The organism is Xanthomonas sp. WHRI 6106, assembly GCF_040202405.1.
Classification (GTDB): Bacteria; Pseudomonadota; Gammaproteobacteria; order Xanthomonadales; family Xanthomonadaceae; genus Xanthomonas; species Xanthomonas cannabis.
Map to the genome: position 1 here is coordinate 645,031 of NZ_JBEGFC010000001.1, position 18,122 is coordinate 663,152.

At 66.0% G+C, this 18,122-nt stretch carries 13 protein-coding genes and 1 tRNA gene; 6 read left to right on the forward strand and 8 right to left on the reverse strand.

Features of this window, described 5'->3' with window-relative positions:
- Positions 1–156: 156 nt before the first annotated feature.
- Complete coding sequence (locus tag ABQZ09_RS02900) at positions 157–1,296, reverse strand: homocysteine S-methyltransferase family protein (protein WP_349776072.1); 1,140 nt, start codon at positions 1,294–1,296, stop codon at positions 157–159.
- Positions 1,293–2,288: an ArsR/SmtB family transcription factor gene (locus tag ABQZ09_RS02905; protein ID WP_184386987.1), complete on the reverse strand. Its 996-nt coding sequence runs from the start codon at positions 2,286–2,288 to the stop codon at positions 1,293–1,295. Before ABQZ09_RS02905 ends, ABQZ09_RS02900 begins: the two co-directional genes overlap by 4 nt.
- 123 nt (positions 2,289–2,411) lie before the next feature.
- Between ABQZ09_RS02905 and ABQZ09_RS02910 the strand changes: the two genes are divergently transcribed.
- Positions 2,412–3,560, forward strand: coding sequence for an acyl-CoA dehydrogenase family protein (locus ABQZ09_RS02910; RefSeq protein WP_228313636.1), 1,149 nt, complete (start codon positions 2,412–2,414; stop codon positions 3,558–3,560).
- A gap of 333 nt (positions 3,561–3,893) precedes the next feature.
- Entirely contained in the window at positions 3,894–5,417 is a 1,524-nt protein-coding gene (locus ABQZ09_RS02915) for a platelet-activating factor acetylhydrolase IB subunit (RefSeq protein WP_228313635.1), read from the forward strand.
- Positions 5,418–5,686: 269 nt separating this feature from the next.
- Here the strand turns inward: ABQZ09_RS02915 and ABQZ09_RS02920 are convergent.
- Positions 5,687–5,773, reverse strand: a tRNA-Leu gene (locus ABQZ09_RS02920).
- A 121-nt stretch (positions 5,774–5,894) separates the two neighbouring features.
- Between ABQZ09_RS02920 and rnr the strand changes: the two genes are divergently transcribed.
- From rnr to ABQZ09_RS02940, 4 genes are all read left to right on the forward strand, one after another.
- Complete coding sequence (gene rnr / locus ABQZ09_RS02925; RefSeq protein WP_166743227.1) at positions 5,895–8,441, forward strand: ribonuclease R; 2,547 nt, start codon at positions 5,895–5,897, stop codon at positions 8,439–8,441.
- Between the two features lie 126 nt (positions 8,442–8,567).
- Entirely contained in the window at positions 8,568–9,041 is a 474-nt protein-coding gene (locus tag ABQZ09_RS02930; RefSeq protein ID WP_349776073.1) for a GFA family protein, read from the forward strand.
- Positions 9,042–9,507: 466 nt separating this feature from the next.
- The gene (gene rlmB / locus ABQZ09_RS02935) at positions 9,508–10,257 is read left to right on the forward strand and encodes a 23S rRNA (guanosine(2251)-2'-O)-methyltransferase RlmB (protein ID WP_039412860.1); all 750 of its coding nucleotides are present in this window, start codon (positions 9,508–9,510) and stop codon (positions 10,255–10,257) included.
- A gap of 256 nt (positions 10,258–10,513) precedes the next feature.
- A complete protein-coding gene (locus ABQZ09_RS02940) occupies positions 10,514–13,546 on the forward strand; it encodes a diguanylate cyclase domain-containing protein (protein WP_349776074.1) in 3,033 nt (1,010 codons plus the stop codon).
- 228 nt (positions 13,547–13,774) lie between these two features.
- On the opposite strand, the gene rnt is transcribed toward ABQZ09_RS02940, so the two are convergent.
- The 5 genes from rnt to pstC all read right to left on the reverse strand — a co-directional run bounded on the left by rnt (position 13,775) and on the right by pstC (position 18,094).
- The gene (rnt, locus tag ABQZ09_RS02945) at positions 13,775–14,416 is read right to left on the reverse strand and encodes a ribonuclease T (protein ID WP_081419347.1); all 642 of its coding nucleotides are present in this window, start codon (positions 14,414–14,416) and stop codon (positions 13,775–13,777) included.
- A 159-nt stretch (positions 14,417–14,575) separates the two neighbouring features.
- Complete coding sequence (phoU, locus tag ABQZ09_RS02950) at positions 14,576–15,286, reverse strand: phosphate signaling complex protein PhoU (RefSeq protein WP_039412869.1); 711 nt, start codon at positions 15,284–15,286, stop codon at positions 14,576–14,578.
- 111 nt (positions 15,287–15,397) lie between these two features.
- Complete coding sequence (pstB, locus tag ABQZ09_RS02955) at positions 15,398–16,228, reverse strand: phosphate ABC transporter ATP-binding protein PstB (RefSeq protein ID WP_039412872.1); 831 nt, start codon at positions 16,226–16,228, stop codon at positions 15,398–15,400.
- A 22-nt stretch (positions 16,229–16,250) separates the two neighbouring features.
- Positions 16,251–17,120, reverse strand: coding sequence for a phosphate ABC transporter permease PstA (gene pstA / locus ABQZ09_RS02960; protein ID WP_039412875.1), 870 nt, complete (start codon positions 17,118–17,120; stop codon positions 16,251–16,253).
- Positions 17,120–18,094, reverse strand: a complete 975-nt coding sequence (gene pstC / locus ABQZ09_RS02965) for a phosphate ABC transporter permease subunit PstC (RefSeq protein ID WP_039412879.1) — start codon at positions 18,092–18,094, stop codon at positions 17,120–17,122. The genes pstA and pstC overlap by 1 nt, the downstream gene beginning before the upstream one ends.
- Positions 18,095–18,122: the final 28 nt, after the last annotated feature.

Consider the following 18,122-nt stretch of genomic DNA (forward strand, 5'->3'; position numbering starts at 1 on the left):
TGGCAGGCCCCGCCATGCTGTGTCTTTCTTCCGCCAGCGGGAGAAGGGTCGGGCGCGGCGCATGGAGTGTCGTTGTGCCAAGCCACGCCATGCTGTGTCCTTCTCCCGCCTGCGGGAGAAGGTGCCCGAAGGGCGGATGAGGGCACGCCTGCCGCATCACGCTGCCAGCTCCTGCGTGCCAGGCAATTGCCGCGGTGGCAGATCGGCCACCGCTTCGGCGATGGCGCGGATGTGATCGGGCGAGGTGCCGCAGCAGCCGCCAACCAGGTTGAGCAGGCCGGCCTGCGCGAATTCGCGCAAGGTGTGCGCCATCTCTTCCGGCGTTTCGTCGTACTCGCCGAACGCATTCGGCAGGCCGGCGTTGGGATGCGCGCTGACATAGGCATCGGCAATCCGCGCCAGCGTCTCCACATGCGGGCGCAGGTCCTTTGCGCCGAGCGCGCAGTTCAGTCCCACCGACAGCGGCCGGCCATGCGCAACCGACGCATAGAACGCCTCGGCCGTCTGGCCGGACAAGGTGCGGCCGGAGGCGTCGGTGATGGTGCCGGAGATCATCACGGGCAAGCGCCCGCCGCGTGCCTCGAAGACTTCCTCGATCGCGTACAGCGCGGACTTGGCATTGAGCGTGTCGAAGATGGTTTCCACCATCAGCGTGTCGGCGCCGCCGTCGATCAGGCCTTCGATTGCCTCGCGGTAGGTCTGCCGCAGCGCATCGAAGCTGGTATTGCGATAGCCGGGGTCGTTGACGTCCGGGCTGATCGACGCGGTGCGGCTGGTGGGGCCGAGCACGCCGATGACAAAGCGCGGTTTGTGCGGTGTCAGCGCCTCGACGGCATCGCAGCATGCGCGCGCCACCTGCGCGCCGGCCTTGTTCAATTCGTATACCAGATGTTCCAGGTGATAGTCGGCCTGGCTCACCGAGGTGGCGTTGAAGGTGTTGGTTTCCAGCAGGTCGGCGCCGGCGTCCAGATAGGCGCGGTGAATGCCGGCAATGATCTCCGGGCGCGTCAGCAGCAGGAGATCATTGTTGCCTTTCAGGTCATGCCCTTCCGGCGCGTGCGCGTGATCGCATCCTGGGCCATGCACGTGCGCGCTGTCGTAGCCGTCGGCAAAACGCGTGCCGCGGTAATCCGGTTCCTCCAGGTCGTGGCGCTGGATCATGGTGCCCATCGCGCCGTCGATGATGAGGATGCGCGCGCGCAATGCGTCCGTGAGCGAGGCAGCGCGCTCGGGGTGCAGCCACGGCAAAGTAAACGGGATTGGGGATTCGGAAGTGGGGATGCGCGCGTGCGTCATGGTCCGGCTCTCCTCGCCGCAGTGTCTTTGTTTTCCACCAATCCCGATTCCCGATTCCCGATTCCCGGCTTCACCGCAATCAACGAGATCACCTCGAAATGCGGCGGACGTTTTTCGCGCGTCACCGTCTCCAGGCTGGAGACCTCCAGATCCGCCTTCTCGACGAACCTGCGCAGTTCCTTGGCGGCAAAACCGAGATTGACGTGGCCGTAGGCATGTACCGCGGCGCGATGTTCGTGTTTGGCCAGGCTGCACAGCAGCAGGCGGCCGCCGGGGCGCAGCACGCGCGCCGATTCGGCCACCGCCTGCGCAGGCTTTGCGGCGTAGGTGAGCGCATGCATCAGCACCACCAAGTCGAAGCTGGCATCGGGGAACGGCAGCGCATGCATGTCGCCCTCGCGCACTTCCACGTTGCGCAGCTTGCGCAAGCGTTCGCTGGCAGCGGCGACCACGCGGGCGCTGGTGTCGATGCAGATGTAGCGGGTGGCGTGCGGGGCCACCAGTTCGGCCAGTACGCCGTCGCCGGAGGCGATGTCCAGCACGTCGCCGGTTTCCAGCAGGGGCAGGGCGGTGCGCGCCAGTGCCTCCCAGGTGCGGCCGGGCGAGTAGTGGCGCTCCATGTCACCGGCGACCGAATCGGCCCAGTTCTGGTCGGCGGCGCGGTTGGCCAGCACCGCCGCCACGCGCTCGGCGTCTTGGCGCAGCAGCGGATCGTCGCTGCCGGTGCTCAGCGCCAGCCACAGCGCCCGTTGCGCCGGGTCCAGCGACACTTCGTCGAAGCGGTAGTACGCCGACACACCGGCGCGGCGGTCGCGCACCAGCCCGGCTTCCTTGAGCTTGGCAAGGTGGGTGGACACGCGCGGCTGGGCCAGTCGGGTGATGGCCGACAGCTCGGCCACGGTGAGTTCTTCCTGTTCCAGCAAGGCCAGCAGGCGGACTCGGGTAGCGTCGGCGAATACTTTCAGGCGGGCCGACCAGTCTTCCAGATCCATGAATATCTCTATATCGCGATATGGAGATATTTTCGGCGGGGCGGGGTGTGGGGTCAACTACATACGCATGCGAATGGTTGTGGCTACAATGGCCGCTCAGCCAATACCCGGGAGGGGTCGAACGTGGATTTCAGCTTTACCGAAGAACAACTGATGATCCAGGATGTGGCCCGCCGGATCGCCCAGGAAAAGATCGCCCCCAGCGCCGAGCAGTTCGACCGCAGCGGCGAATTCCCGCTGGAAAACATCCAGCTGCTGGGTGAGAACGGCCTGATGGGCATCGAGGTACCGGCCGAGTACGGCGGCGCCGGCATGGACCCGATCAGCTACGCACTGGCGATGATCGAAATTGCCGCCGCCGACGGTGCGCACTCCACCATCATGTCGGTCAACAATTCGCTGTTCTGCACCGGCATCCTGAAGAACGGCACCGAGGCGCAGAAGCAGCTGTACGTGCGCGCGATTGCCGAAGGCACGCACATCGGTGCCTTCGCGCTGACCGAGCCGCAGTCTGGTTCGGATGCCTCGGCGATGCGTTGCCGCGCGGTCAGGCAGGCCGATGGCCGCTTCGTCATCAATGGCAAGAAGAGCTGGATCACCTCCGGCCCGGTGGCCAGGTACATCGTGCTGTTCGCGGTGACCGAACCGGACAAGGGCTCGCGCGGCATCACCGCGTTCATGGTCGATACCGAGCGTGCCGGCTTCCACCGCGGCAAGACCGAGCCCAAGCTCGGCATTCGCGCCTCGGCCACCTGCGAGATCGAGTTCGCCGACTACGTCGCGCAGCCTGACGAGGTGCTGGGCCAGGAGGGAGCGGGCTTCAAGACCGCGATGAGCGTGCTCGATGCCGGGCGTATCGGGATCGCGTCGCAGGCCGTGGGCATTGCGCGCGCCGCCTATGAAGCCACGCTGGTGTATGCGAAGGAGCGCAAGGCCTTCGGCGCGGCGATCGGCACTTTCCAGATGACCCAGGCCAAGATTGCCGACATGAAGTGCAAGCTGGATGCAGCCTTGTTGCTGACGCTGCGCGCGGCCTGGCTCAAGGGGCAGGGCAAGTCATTCGGCACCGAAGCGGCGGTCGCCAAGCTCACCGCCTCCGAGGCAGCGATGTGGATCACTCACCAGGCCGTGCAGATTCATGGCGGCATGGGGTATTCCAAGGAAATGCCGCTGGAGCGCTACTTCCGCGACGCCAAGATCACCGAAATCTACGAAGGCACCTCGGAGATCCAGCGTCTGGTGATTGCACGCAGCGAAACCGGCCTGCGCTGAGCGGCCTGTTCCGGCAGCACGCCGCCGGTTGCCGATTCCATTGGCCCGAGGTATGCAACGTTCGATCCAGTACTTGATTTAGGCGATTGCTTCCCACTGCCAGGTAGGAGCGCGCTTGCGCGCGATGAAGCGTTATCGATAACGCCGCATCGCGCGCAAGCGCGCTCCTACGCAAGCGTGAGCGGTCTGCGATCAGAGGTGTGTCGTGCCAGTGGCCTGGCGCTGACACATCACAAGCACTTCGCAGCCTTACATGGCGGTGGCTGCGTCCACGCTTGTGGTGCGCGGCGCGCGCGGATCACAATCGTGGCTTCTCCAGCCTCTGGTGCGCGCATGTTCCGGTCTTTGCACGCTGTGTTTCCTCGCCTTTCGCTATCCGCCATCGCGCCCGGGCTGGTGTGTTGGGGGCTGCTGCTGGTCTGCCCCGCAGCGAGCGCGCAGACGCCGCCGCCGTCGATCGTCCCCACCGATCGCCTGCAGGAGCCCTGGTGGGCGCAGCGGCATGCGCAGGTGCTGGAGCAGGTCAGGCAGCATCCGGAGACCAAGCTGCTGCTGATCGGCGACTCGATCACCCAGAACTACGAAAAATCCAAGGCGCCGGACGAAGACTTCCAGCCGACCTGGCAGACCTTCTACGGCAGCCGCGGCGCGCTCAATCTGGGCTTCAGCGGTGACGGTACCGAAAACGTCCTGTGGCGGCTGGCCAATGGCGAAGTCGACGGGCTGCAGCCCAAGGTCGCGCTGGTGCTGGTCGGCACCAACAACACCGGCCATCTCGGCCAGAGCGCGGAGCAGGCTCAGCTCGGCATCGATGCGGTGGTTGCCGCGCTCGAACAAAAGCTGCCGCGTACCCACATCCTGTTGTTGAGTGTGCTGCCCAGCGGGGTTTCTGCGGAAAAATCGCGTCGCGACGCGCAGGTCAACCAGGGTCTGGCAGTGCGTTACGGCGACAACCCGCGTGTGACCTACCTGGATGTGAGCGCGGTGTTTCAACGTGCCGGCACGCTGCGCACCGAGCTGTTCTACGACACGCGCTTCCATCCTGCCGCCGGTGCCCTGCATCCGGACACCCAGGGCCAACGCATGCTGGCCGAGGCGATCGAGCCCACGCTGGCGCGGCTGTTGGGGGAGGCGCCGGTCAAGCCGGTGGCCGAGCTCGGCCGCGACGTGGCGACCTCGCTGCTGCCGGTCGATTGGCTGGAACAGGACTCCTACGACTGGTACGCACGCCACCATGCCGCACTGGCTGCCACGCGTACGCTCAAGCCGGAGGTGGTGATGATCGGCGATTCGATCACCCACTTCTGGGCGGGCCCGCCGCAAGCCACGCGCGTCAGCGGGCCGGCGTCGTGGCAGTGGTTGTATGGCAAGCGGCCGGTGCTCAACCTGGGCTTCGGCTGGGATCGCACCCAGAACGTGTTGTGGCGTATCCGCCAGGGCGAACTCGACGGCCTGGATCCGCGCTGGGTGGTTGTGCATATCGGCACCAACAACCTCACCGGCACCGCGCAATCGCGCGCCAGCACGCCCGCCGAAGCAGCACAGGGCGTCGAAGCGGTGGTGAGCGAAGTGCGCCGTCGTCTACCCAACAGCAAGCTTATCCTGATGGCCATCATGCCGCGTGGCCGCTCTGCCGGCGATCCGCAGCGTGCTCCGATTGCTGAAACCAACCGCTTGCTGCGCACGCGGTATGCCAGCGACCCGGCGGTGCGCCTGGTCGATATCGGCCCACAGCTGCTGCAGCCCGACGGCAGCCTGCCCGAAGCCCTGATGCCCGACGGCACCCATCCCAGCGAGGCCGGCTACCGGATCTGGGCACAGGCACTGCGCGCGGCGGGGGTGACAGCAGTCCCGTGATCGAACGACCGGCAGCTTGCGCGCTGCGGGCGCTGCCGGCGTTGACGCGGATGACGGCAGCGAATGTATCGCCGCCCACGCGTGAGCGATTGCCCCGCGGTGACGTGACGGTTGAGTGGTTGCGCTGCGCGAGGTGATTGCGATGACCATGGTCAACCGCGGTGCCGGGCCTCAGCAGAACAGCGAGCGGCGCGGCAGCGACCAGGGCCCAGCGTTATCCGTAGCCCAGAAACCAGAAGACCCCCGATCGCTCGGAGGTCTTTTTAAACTGGTGCCCAGAAGAGGACTCGAACCTCCACGAAGTTGCCCCCGCTAGCACCTGAAGCTAGTGCGTCTACCAATTCCGCCACCTGGGCAGGTGAGCCGCGAATTTTGCAGACTCCCGGCGGGCTTGTCAACAACTTGCCTGCATCGATTGCCATTGGACGGGCCGGCCTTGCCGCCCACGTCAGGACCGCAGGGGGTACCATTAGGGCAATGACAAAGAAAAACACTCCAGATTCCGATCGGCCGAGTCGCCGCAAATCCACCGGCGCAGCCGAGTCCAGCACCGCCGAGCAGCAGAAGTTGCCAGGCTGGATGCCGGACTTCCTGGTTCGCGCCGCCGCCGGTGCATCGACCAAGGCCGCCAACAAGCGCGCGGCCGATAAAGCCTCCGGCGTAGCCTCACAGCCATCGGACGCGCTGCCCATGCCGGCGGCTCCCCGCGCACCACACCCGCGCAAGAGCGGGCCTGCCGCGCCGCTGCCGGAACGTTTCCAGAACGAGGCGGCCCAGCAGAAAGAAGTCCAGGCCGGCAATGCCGGGTTCAAGGACCCGCATGCCGATCGTGAGGCATTGCGCTACGCCGAACCCATTGCCAGCCGCGAGGCCATCCTGCAGTTGCTCGATGCCTGCGACGGCCCGCAGACTGCTGAAGAGATCGCCGACAAGCTCAACCTGAGCGATCGCATCGATGCGCTGGGCAAGCGCCTGGCCGCAATGGTGCGCGAAGCGCAGCTGGTGCAGAACCGCCGTGGCGGCTACGCGCCGGTACAGCAGACCAGCCTGATTGCCGGTGTCGTGATCGCCAATCCGGAAGGCTTCGGCTTCCTCAAGCCGGACGAGGGCGGTGACGATCTGTTCCTGCCGCCGTTCGAGATGCGCAAGGTCATGCACGGCGACCGTGCGTTGGCCAACGTCACCGGCATCGACCGCCGCGGCCGTCGCGAAGGCGCCATTGCGCGCGTGCTCGAGCGCGGCATGTCGCGCATGCTCGGGCGGTTTTTCTACGAACATGGCGTGGCGTACGTCGATCCGGACGACAAGCGCATCCAGCGCAACGTGCAGATTGCGCCGGATGGGATCGGCGAGGCGCGCGAAGGGCAGTTGGTGGTGTGCGAGCTGATCGCGCCGCCGGACGCGCGCCGCCCGGCCATCGGCAAGATCATCGCGGTGCTCGGCGACAAGCTCACCCCGTCGCTGGTGGTGGAAATGGCCATCCACGGCCACGAGCTGCCGCACGAATTTCCGCAGGAAGTGCTGGACGAAGCGGCCGCCGTGCCGTTGGTGGTCGAGCCGCAGATGATCGGCGGGCGGGTGGATCTGCGGCAGATGCCGCTGGTCACCATCGATGGCGAGGATGCCAAGGACTTCGACGACGCGGTGTATTGCGAACCCAATGCCGACGGCTTCCGCCTGGTGGTGGCGATCGCCGACGTGTCCAACTATGTGCGTCCTGGCACGCCGCTGGACGACGAGGCGCAAAAACGCGCCACCTCGGTGTACTTCCCGGGATTCGTGGTGCCGATGCTGCCGGAGACATTGTCCAACGGCATTTGCTCGCTGATGCCCAAGGTCGACCGCATGTGCTTCGTCTGCGACATGCAGGTGGGGCGCGATGGCGAGGTGACCGGCTCGCGGTTCTACGAAGCGGTGATGAACTCGCACGCACGCCTGACCTATAACCAGGTCTGGAAGGCGGTCGGCGAAGACGACGCCGATACCAAGGCCTTCATCGGCCCGCTGCTGCCGCAGGTGCAGCGCCTGCATCAGCTGTATCACGTGCTGTCCAAGGCCCGTACGCAGCGCGGCGCGATCGAGTTCGAAACCTCCGAAGTACGCTTCGTGCTCGACAACACCGGTGAGGTGACCCAGGCCGGCATGCTGGTGCGCAACGATGCGCACAAGCTCATCGAAGAGTGCATGATCGCCGCCAACGTCGAGGCGGCACGCTATCTGCTGAGCATGCATGTGCCCGCGCCGTACCGCGTGCATGAGCGCCCGCCGGAGAGCAAGTTTGAAGACCTGCTGGAGTTCCTCAAGGAGTTCCAGCTCAGCCTGCCGGCGTGGAGCAAGGTGCGCCCCGGCGACTACACCAAGCTGCTCAAGAAGGTGCGCGCGCGCCCGGACGCGGCGTTGCTGGAGTCGGTGCTGCTGCGCAGCCAGAGCCTGGCGGTGTATTCGCCGGAGAACAACGGTCACTTCGGTCTGGCGTTGGAGGCGTACGCGCACTTCACGTCGCCGATCCGCCGTTACCCCGATCTGCTGGTGCACCGCGCGATCAAGCATGCCTTGACCGGGGCCAGCCCGGACAAGTTCATCTATACCCCGCGGCAGATGTCGGCGTTGGCGCTGCAGTGTTCCGAGCGCGGACGCCGTGCCGACGAAGCCGAGCGCGAAGTGGATGAGCGTTATCGCGCCGCCTGGATGGAAAAGCACGTCGGTGGCCAGTTCGACGGCGTCATCAGTGGCGTGACAGGCTTTGGTCTGTTCGTGGAATTGACCCAGTCAAAGGTCAATGGCCTGGTGCACGTCACCCAGTTGCCGCAGGACTATTACCAGTTCGACCCGATCCGCAAGACGCTCAGTGGCGAGCGCCGCGGCCGCGAATTTCGGTTGGGCGATCCGGTACGCGTGCTGGTGCTCAAGGCCAGCATGGAAGAGCGCAAGATCGACTTCCGTCTGGCCGAGGATGGCGCAGCACCCGAAGCGCCACTGCCGCCACGCGAGAAACCGGCCAAGCGCAGGAAAAAGGCCAATTGAAGTCGGCGTTGCGGGCGGTCGAACGGGCCGCTCGCAAGGTGCCGGCGCGGTAGTGCAGGCTGGTGGCTCGCGGCGAGCGCTGGGGTCGTCGCGATATCCGTTGCAAGCTGACAAGCGGGGCGCAGGATGAACAGCTCTTCCGAATACAGCGGTGGTTGCCAATGCGGCGCCGTGCGTTTCCACGTGCGCGGCGTGCTCGACGACGCGTCGATCTGCCATTGCCGGATGTGCCAGAAAGCCTTCGGGGCGTATTACGCGCCATTGGTGTCGGTGCGCGGCAGCGCGTTCCGCTGGACCCGCGGTGAGCCCAAGCGCTTCGCCTCCTCGTCGGTGGTACAGCGCGGTTTCTGCGCCGATTGCGGCACGCCGCTGACCTATGAAGCGCCCGATGGCGTGGCAATCGCCGCCGGCGCATTCGACACGCCGGAGCGGTTGCCGCCGCACATTCAATACGGCCTGGAACGCAAGCTGCCGTTTGTCGATGCGTTGGCGCAGTTGCCGACACGACGCACAGAAGACGATGCCGCCGCAGACGCATTCCAGGCTTCGCTGGTCTCGCGGAAGCATCCGGACCACGACACCGAGCGGTGGCCGGTGTAAGTAACGGCCCAAGGTCAACTTGCATCCAGGTGCCATCCACGTTGCCGGCAACGTGGCGCAGTTCGCTGCCAGTCGTTGGCGCTGCGCGAGCTGCAAACCTTGCAAGGACGTGCGGAGCACCGATGTGTTGGCGTGCCGCAGCCAACACCGATGTGTTGGCGTGCCGCAGCCAACCCTGCGCAACGGTTGTCGAGCCTTCCGTTGCCGGCCAGGGGCGCGGCTCACCAGTAACAGCTGCGGCAGCGCGAGAGTCAACGGCCATCACCGTGGTTCGAGCTGCGGCAGACGTGCAGGGGCTGACATAGCCCCCCTCCGCGTGTTGTCGCCAGCCTCGCGCCACTGCAACAGGCATCAGCGGCATCGCCGCCCGGCGTTTGGGCATCGTGCGCAAGCGATCCACGCCCGGCCGTGACGTGGCAGGCCGCAGGCCCTACCATTCCCCCACATTTCTTCGTATGCCCGCGCAATGAGCAAGCAGAACCAGTGGATCGTCGGCGTCAACGCTGTCGCCTCGTCCGTCGAGAACGACGCCGACAACGTGCGCGAGGTCTTGATCGAGGCCGGCAGCAAGAACCCGCGCCTGACCGAGATCGAAGAACAGGCACGCCGCAAGGGCATCGACGTGCGCCGGGTCAATACCCAGGCGTTGGACGGCGTGGGTGGGCAGGTCCGTCACCAGGGGGTGGCGGCACGCTACGCCGCCGCGCGCCTGTGGGCCGAGAACGAGCTGGAAGGGCTGGTCGAAGCGGCGCAGGGGCGCGCGCTGGTGCTGGTGCTCGATGGTGTGCAGGACCCGCATAACCTGGGCGCCTGCCTGCGCAGCGCCGCGGCTGCCGGTGTCACTGCGGTGGTCATCCCCAAGGACAAGTCGGCCACGGTGAACGCCACCGTGCGCAAGACCTCGGCCGGCGCCGCCGACCGCATTCCGGTGGTGGCGGTCACCAACCTGGCGCGCTGCCTGCGCGATCTGCAGAAGCAGGGCGTGTGGCTGTACGGATTGGCGGGGGAGGCCGATGCCTCGTTGTACAGCGTGGACCTGCGCGGCAATGTCGGGCTGGTGCTCGGTGGCGAGGCCGATGGCCTGCGCCGTCTCACCCGCGAGCACTGCGATGGCCTGGTCAAGATTCCGATGCCGGGCGATATCGAGAGCCTGAACGTGTCGGTGGCAACTGGCGTGACCCTGTTCGAGGCCGTGCGCCAGCGGCTGGGCGCCTGAAGGCAAGCGGCAAGGGGAGCCAACGGCACCCTGTGGCCTTTGCCGCAATCGCTGCCGGCGGCATCCGACACCGTCGCGTAGCTGCGTGGACCGACGCTGCAATCTGCGCAGATTGCGGCGTTTCCGTTACTGGCACAGCGACACCGGGGCGCGACAACGCCGTCATAGCAGGCGTTTCGGCACCAGGCCGGTGCCCGCTCAACGCGCCGGGCGCTTTTTGCCTACCATATCGTCAGTTAACGGTATGTCATGTCTGATGAATCTTGGGGTGGGCGCCCGCGGCATGGGCGAGAACTGGGACGCCGACCTGGCGTCGGCACGACGGTATTGGCAGTGGCGGCACTGGCTTGGTGTCGGCCTCTGCCTGCTGTTGGCATTGTCTTCGGCCGCAGCGATCGCCGCGCCGGCCGGCACGGCGTCCCTGCGCGATTACGCGATCGACAGCTGGAGTTCGCGCAACGGCCTGCCGCACAACTCGCTGCGCGACATTGCCCAGACCCGCGACGGTTACCTGTGGTTCGCCACCTGGGAAGGCCTGGTGCGCTACAACGGCCTGGAATTCAGCGTGATCGATCGCAGCACGCGCCCGGGGCTGCCCGATAACGGGGTCGGTGCGCTGTATGTGGACCGCGATGGCGCGCTCTGGCTCAGCGATGCGCGCGGCAATCTGGTGCGTCACGGTGCCGACGGGCAATGGCGGCAATGGCAACGCACGGGCCAATGGCCGCAGGCGCTGATCCATGCGATGACGATGGATTCGGATGGCCGCATGTGGCTGTTGTTCGAAGGCCACGGGCTGGGATGTCTGTGGCCGGATGGACGCTTCGACTATTTCCCGCCGCGTGACGGCGTGCCGCTGCAGAGCAGTTTTCCGCGCATGCTGTTCGACGGCCAGGGCCGCTTGTTGATCGGCACGCTGGATGGCTTGATCTATCGCGAGCCGGATGGACGCATGCACCGCGCGCCGGCCGCCTTCGGTCTGCCGCCAGGCCTGGCGTGGCCTTATCGCGCGCCGGACGGCACGGTGTGGGTGGTTGCCGGCGAGCAGCTGTTCCGCCTGCACGACGAGCGGGCAGTGCTGGTGCACCGGCTGCCGGGGCAGGGCCATTTCACCGCGATGCTGCAGGACCGCAATGGCGACCTCTGGCTGGGCAGCGAAAACCAGGGCCTGCTGCGGATCGGCAGTCATGGCGTGGAGCATCTGGCGGCAGGTCGCAGCCTGCCCACCGGGCGGATCGTCAGCCTGCGCGAGGATGCCGAAGGCAGCATCTGGGTGGGCGCCAACGGTGGCCTGTTTCGGCTGCGCGAGACCTTGTTCAGCAGCTACAGCCAGCGCGATGGGCTGAGCGGCGACTATGCGCGCGCGGTGCTGGAAGACCGCGATGGCAGCCTGTGGATCGCCAGTACCGCCGGTCTGGATCGCATGCTGCCGGATGGCCGCGTCGTGCCGGTGCCGGTTGCCACACCGTCGGGGCGGCGGCTGTCGGTGCTCAGCCTGGCGCTGGATCGGCATGGCGACCTGTGGGTCGGGACCTACGCCGACGGAGTCTTCGTGCTGCGCGATGGTCGTGTCTTACGACATTACGGCGACGCCGAAGGCATTCCCAGCGGCCATATCCGGGCCATCGCGGTCGATGCGCAGGATGTGGTGTGGCTGGCGACGCAACGCGGCGTCGTGCGATTGGTGGAGGGCAAGCGCGTGCCGGTGACGGTCCAGGGCCTACCCGACGGCGTGGTGACCGCGTTGGCCAGCATCGATGGCGCGCTGTGGATCGGATCGGTCGATGGCGCGGCAGTGTTGCGCGACGGCACGCTGCGGCAACTGGACCTGGAACGCCTGGGCGGCGCGCGCAGCGTGTTCGGCTTTCAGTCCATTGGCGATGCGGTGTGGATCTCCACCGATCGCGGCCTGTACCGCGCACGCGGCGGCAGCCTCGCACGCGTGGGTCTGGAGCAGGGCATGCCGGTGGACACGGTGTTCCAGCTCGTCGAGGACCGCTTCGGCAACGCGTGGATCAGCAGCAACCGTGGCATGTTGCGGACCGGGTTTGCCGCGCTCAATGCGGTTGCCGATGGGCACGGCACGCTCGCCATCGAGCGTTATGGCGAGATCGATGGCATGGGCAATGCGCAGGCCAACGGCAGTTCCGGCCCCAGCATGATCGAACGTGCGGACGGGTCGGTCTGGGTGGTCACCGCTGGTGGCGTGAGCACGGTCGATCCCGCGCGCCTGCAGCGGTTTCGCGAACGTCGCCCGCCGCCGGCGTTGATCGAAAGCGTGCAACAGGATGGCCGCCCGCTGGCATGGCGCCAGCAGGCGCAACTGCCTGGCGGCTACCGGCTCAATGTCTCGTATGTGGGCATGAGCTTTCTGCTGTCCGAGCGCATCGAGTACCGCACCCGTCTGGACGGCCTGGACAATGTCTGGATCGCGCGCGGCCGGCAGCGCAGCGTGGAATTCATCGGCCTGCCGCCGGGCCACTACACCTTGCGTGTGGCCGCACGTCACCCGGGCGGCGCGTGGAGCCCGCAGGAGGCGCGCTGGACCTTCGACGTGCTGCCGCTGTGGTGGCAGCGCCGCGATGTGCGCATTGCTGCGGCGCTGGGCGCGATTCTTGCGCTCACCCTGCTGTACCGGGTGCTGTTGCATCGCTACAAGACCCACAACGCGCGCCTGGCCGAACTGGTGCGCAAGCGCACCCAGGATTTGCAGATGCAGGCCCAGCGTCTGCTGCAGGCCAATCAGGAAAAGAGCGAATTGCTGACTCGCCTGCGCATCAAGTCCGACGTGTTCGAGCGCCAGGCGCACGAGGATGTACTGACCGGGCTGCCCAACCGTCGCCACTTCGACGAAGCACTGGCGCGCGACATCAGCCGCGCACGGCGCAGCGGGCGCCCATTGGTGCTGGCGATCCTGGATATCGATCATTTCAAGCGCATCAACGACCGGCATTCGCATGCCAGTGGCGATGCGGTGCTACACGAGGTGGGCGCATTGCTCACCGCCGCTGCACGCGCCTCGGATCTGCCCGCCCGTCTTGGTGGCGAAGAGTTTGCGCTGCTGCTGGCCGACACCGCATTGCACGATGCACAGGCGCTGTGCGAACGCATTCGCACGCGCTTCCATGCGCGCAGCGACTGGGGCGGCGTGGAAGGGCTGCAAGTGACCTTCAGTGCCGGGGTGACCGCACTGCGCGATGACGACACCGGCTCATCGTTGATGCAACGCGCCGACCAGGCGCTTTACCAGGCCAAGAGCGCGGGGCGCGACCAGATCTGGGTGGGTTAGAGGCCGGGATTGGGGATTGGGGATTCGTGAAGCGCTGCGTCGGCGCTTCTCTGTCGCGGGCGGAAGACCTGAGCCTTGCAGGAAACGATGCCTCCAATCCGACGGCAAGTGCATGCCTGCATAAGACGACGCGAGTTGCATGTCGGCAACTGTTCGTAGCGCAAGCGGGAACGATCGCGCAGCCCGAAAACCGCGCGCTCCTGCCAATCCCGAATCCCGAATCCCGACCTAAACAGGCCCCGGCCAGGCATTGGCGATCGTGCAGAACAGCCGCGCGGTCTGCTCGGTGTCGTAGACCGCGCTGTGTGCATCGGCCGAGTTCCAGTCCAGACCCGCAGCCTGCGCGGCACGCGCCAGCACGGTCTGGCCATAGGCCACGCCGGCCAGCGTCACCGTATCGAACACGCTGAAAGGATGAAACGGATTGCGTTTATGCCCCACGCGCGCCACTGCCGCGTTGAGGAAATTCAGATCGAAATGCGCGTTGTGGCCGACCAGGATCGCGCGCTGGCAGCCGTACTTCTTCACCGCGGCGCGTACCGGGGCGAAGACGTGGTCCAAGGCGTCCTTTTCCTGCTTGGCAAAGCGGAAGGGATGGTCGAGCACGATGCCGGTGATTTCCAGCGACTTGGGGTCGATCTCCAGCCCGGGCGCCGGCACCAGATGCGCGCTGGCGGTCTGCCCGGGGAAGAAGCGGCCCTCGTCGTCCATTTCGATCGGCACGCAGGCAATTTCCAGCAAGGCGTGCCGGTTCCAGTCGAAGCCGCCGGTCTCCACGTCCACCACGACGGGCAGATAGCCGCGGAAGCGCCGCGACATGGGCAGGATGGCGCGGGCAGGCTGTGGGTCGACCGGTTCGTTCATCCGCATAGCCTAGCAGGTCACACCCCGGGGCTCGACGGCGCGAGGCGCGCCTTGCGTGCGCCTTTGGTCTGGCGCGCCGGCGGCTGGCCTGCCAGTGCAGCTCACAAGGCGTTCCCGGCAGCTGCCGCCAGCAAGGGGCCCGCTGCCGCGCAGCGCCGCCAGCGCTCAGATGACGCCGGTGCTGCTGGTGTCGTCGCGCTTGAGGCGTGGCGGCAACGGCTGTTCGCCATGCACCAGAAACCAGACGTTTTCGGCGATGTTGGTGGCGTGGTCGCCGATGCGTTCCAGGTTCTTGGCCATGAACAGCAGATGCGTGCACGGGGTGATATTGCGCGGGTCTTCCATCATGTAGGTCAGCAACTCGCGGAACAGCGCGGTGTACTGTGCATCCAGCCGTGCGTCTTCGTCGCGCACGCGGATCGCGGCATTGGCGTCCTTGTCGCGGTACGCCTGCACCGCCGCGCGCACCGCATCGGCCGCCATCTGCCCGAGCGCGCGCAGGCCCACAGTCTGCGGCAGCGGTGGCGCCGAGTTCAGCGCGATCGAGCGCTTGGCCACGTTGGCCGCGTAATCGCCGATGCGCTCGATATCGGCCGGGATGCGCAGGCCGGCCAGGATCTCGCGCAGGTCGCGCGCCATCGGCCCGCGCAATGCCAGCCGCATCACGTCGTGGCTGATCGCATGTTCCAGCGCGTCGATCGCCTCGTCGTTGACCACGATGCGATGTGCGGCGTGGTCGTCGCGCCGTTCCACCACGTCCAGCGCCGCCTCCAGCTGCGCCACCGCCGTGTCGCCCATGCGCACGATCTCGGCGACAAGACGGTGCTGCTCCTCGTCGTAGCTTTTGACGATATGGTCGTTGAGGTGCTGGTTCATCGTGGTCTCGATTACATGGCCGTGGTGGATGTCTGCCACCCCGCCGAATGCGCCGGGCACGGCAGGTGACGGAGCTGCTTCAATGCGGGCGTTACGGTGCGTCGCCTTGCATCACCCGAACCGGCCGGTGATGTAGTCCTCGGTCTGTTGCTTGGAGGGCTGCGAAAAAATGGTCTCGGTGCGGTCGTGCTCGATCAGGTCGCCCAGATACATGAAGGCGGTGTAGTCGGACACGCGGGCGGCCTGCTGCATGTTGTGGGTAACGATCACGATGGTGTAGTCGCGCTTGAGCTCTTCCACCAGTTGCTCGATACGGCTGGTGGAGATCGGATCCAGCGCCGAGGTCGGTTCGTCCAGCAGCAGCACGTCCGGGCGCAATGCCACCGCGCGTGCGATGCACAAACGCTGCTGCTGGCCACCGGACAACCCCAGCGCGCTCTGTCCCAGCTTGTCCTTGACCTCGTCCCACAGCGCGCCCTGGCGCAGCGCCTGTTCGACGCGGTCCTGCATGTCGGCCTTGGACAGTTTTTCGTGGTGGCGGATGCCGTAGGCCACGTTCTCGAAGATGGTCATCGGAAACGGCACGGGCTTCTGGAACACCATGCCCACCTTGCTGCGCAGGCGGTTCATCGGGTACTTCGGCGACAGGATGTTTTCGTTGTCCAGCAGCACCTCGCCGCGCGCTTCCATCTTCGGGTACAGCGCGTAGATGCGGTTGAAGATGCGCAGCAGGGTCGATTTGCCGCAGCCGGAAGGTCCGATCAGCGCGGTGACGCGCTTTTCCGGGATTTCGATGTTGATGCCCTTCAACGCGTGATACTTGTCGTAATAGAAATCCAGATTGCGTGCGGCCACCTTCACCGGCGCCTGCGCCGTTGGCGCCCCCTTCGCGGCCGGAACAGCGATGCGATGCATCGGCGTGGCGTTTTGGAGATCGTTCATGTCGGGTGTCCGGAAAGATAGGTCAGTCATTGGAAATCTTGTTGCGCAGTAGCAGGGCACGTGCGCCCAGGCTCACCAACAACACGAACACGGTCAGCACCAGCGCACCGGACCAGGCCAGCGTCTGCCAGGACTCGTACGGGCTGCCGGCAAACTGATTCATGATCACCGGCACGCTGGCCATCGGCTGGAAGATGTTGCTGTTCCAGTACTGATTGCCGAACGCGGTGAACAGCAGCGGTGCGGTTTCGCCGCTGATGCGCGCCAGCGCCAGCAACACGCCGGTGACGATGCCGGCCGAGGCGCTGCGATACAGCACCTGCACGGTCACCTTCCACTGCGGAATGCCCAGCGACAACGCCGCTTCGCGCATCTGCGCCGGCACCAGTCGCAGCATTTCGTCGGTGGTGCGTACCACCACCGGCAGCACGATGAAGGCCAGCGACAGGGCGCCGGCAAACGCTGAAAACCGCCCGCCGGTCTGCATCACGTACAAGGTGTAGACGAACAGGCCCAGCACGATCGACGGCGCCGAGAGCAGGATGTCGTTGACGAAACGCACCACAATGCCGGCCTTGCGCGCATTGCCGTACTCGGCCAGCCAGGTGCCGGCGGCCACGCCCAGCGGGGTGCCGATCGCCAGCGCCAGCCCGCACATCACCGCACTGCCGAAGAAGGCATTGAGCAAGCCACCTTCCTGCATCGGCGGCGGCGTCATCTTGGTAAACAGGTTGAGGTCGATGCCTGGCACGCCCTTGGACAACAGCGTCCACAGGATCCAGGCCAGAAAGAACAGACCGAACAACGCAGTGACGCACGACAGCAGCAACGCAATCGCGTTGGTCACCCGGCGGCGGTTGTAGAGGGATTGCGATACCGAAGAGGCAGACATCAGTTGCCCTCCCGACGCGACAGCTGCATCAGCATGAAGCGTGCAATGGCCAGCACGATGAAGGTGACGATGAACAACACGAAACCCAGCAGCAACAGGGCCGAACGATAGGTTTCGGTAGCCTCGCCGAAGTCATTGGCGATCAACGCGGCGATGGTGGTGCCCGGTTCCAGCAGCGAGGGCGAAAGCCGCACCGTGTTGCCGACCACGAAGGCCACCGCCATGGTTTCGCCCAGCGCACGGCCCAGTCCCAGGAACACGCCGCCGATCACCGCCGAGCGGGTGTAGGGCAGCACGATGTCCCAGCTCACCTCCCACTTGGTCGAGCCCAGCGCGTATGCCGATTCCTTCAGGCGCGTGGGCACGGTCAGGAACACTTCGCGCATCACCGAAGAGATGAAGGGAATCACCATGATCGCCAGCACGAAACCGGCGGTCAGCAGGCCGATGCCCAGCGGCGGGCCCTGGAACAACGGGCCGATCAACGGCAGCGTGCCGAGGTGATCGTTGAGCCATGGCGTCACGTGCTCGGTCATCACCGGCACCAGTACGAACAGGCCCCACATGCCGTAGATGATCGACGGGATGCCGGCCAGAAGTTCGATCGCGGTGCCGACCGGGCCGCGCAACCAGCGCGGCGCCACTTCGGTCAGGAAGAACGCGATGCCGAAGCTCACAGGTACCGCAATCACCATCGCGATCAACGCCGTGACCAACGTGCCGTAGATCGGCGCAAGCGCGCCATACTTGTTTTCAACCGGGTTCCAGTCGGCCGAATAGAAAAAGCTCAGGCCCTGCATCTGCAAGGCATGGCGTCCGCCCCACAACATCGACAGCGCCGCACTGCCCAGTGCCAGCAGCACAAAGACGACGGTGGCGGCCAGCGCAAGCTTGAACAGGCGATCGGCGCGCGCATCACGCAGGTCGCGGCCGCGGGGTGCGGTCATCGCTTCGGGAAGTGCGGTGGCATTCATTCGATTGAACTCGTCACCCGCGCAGTGC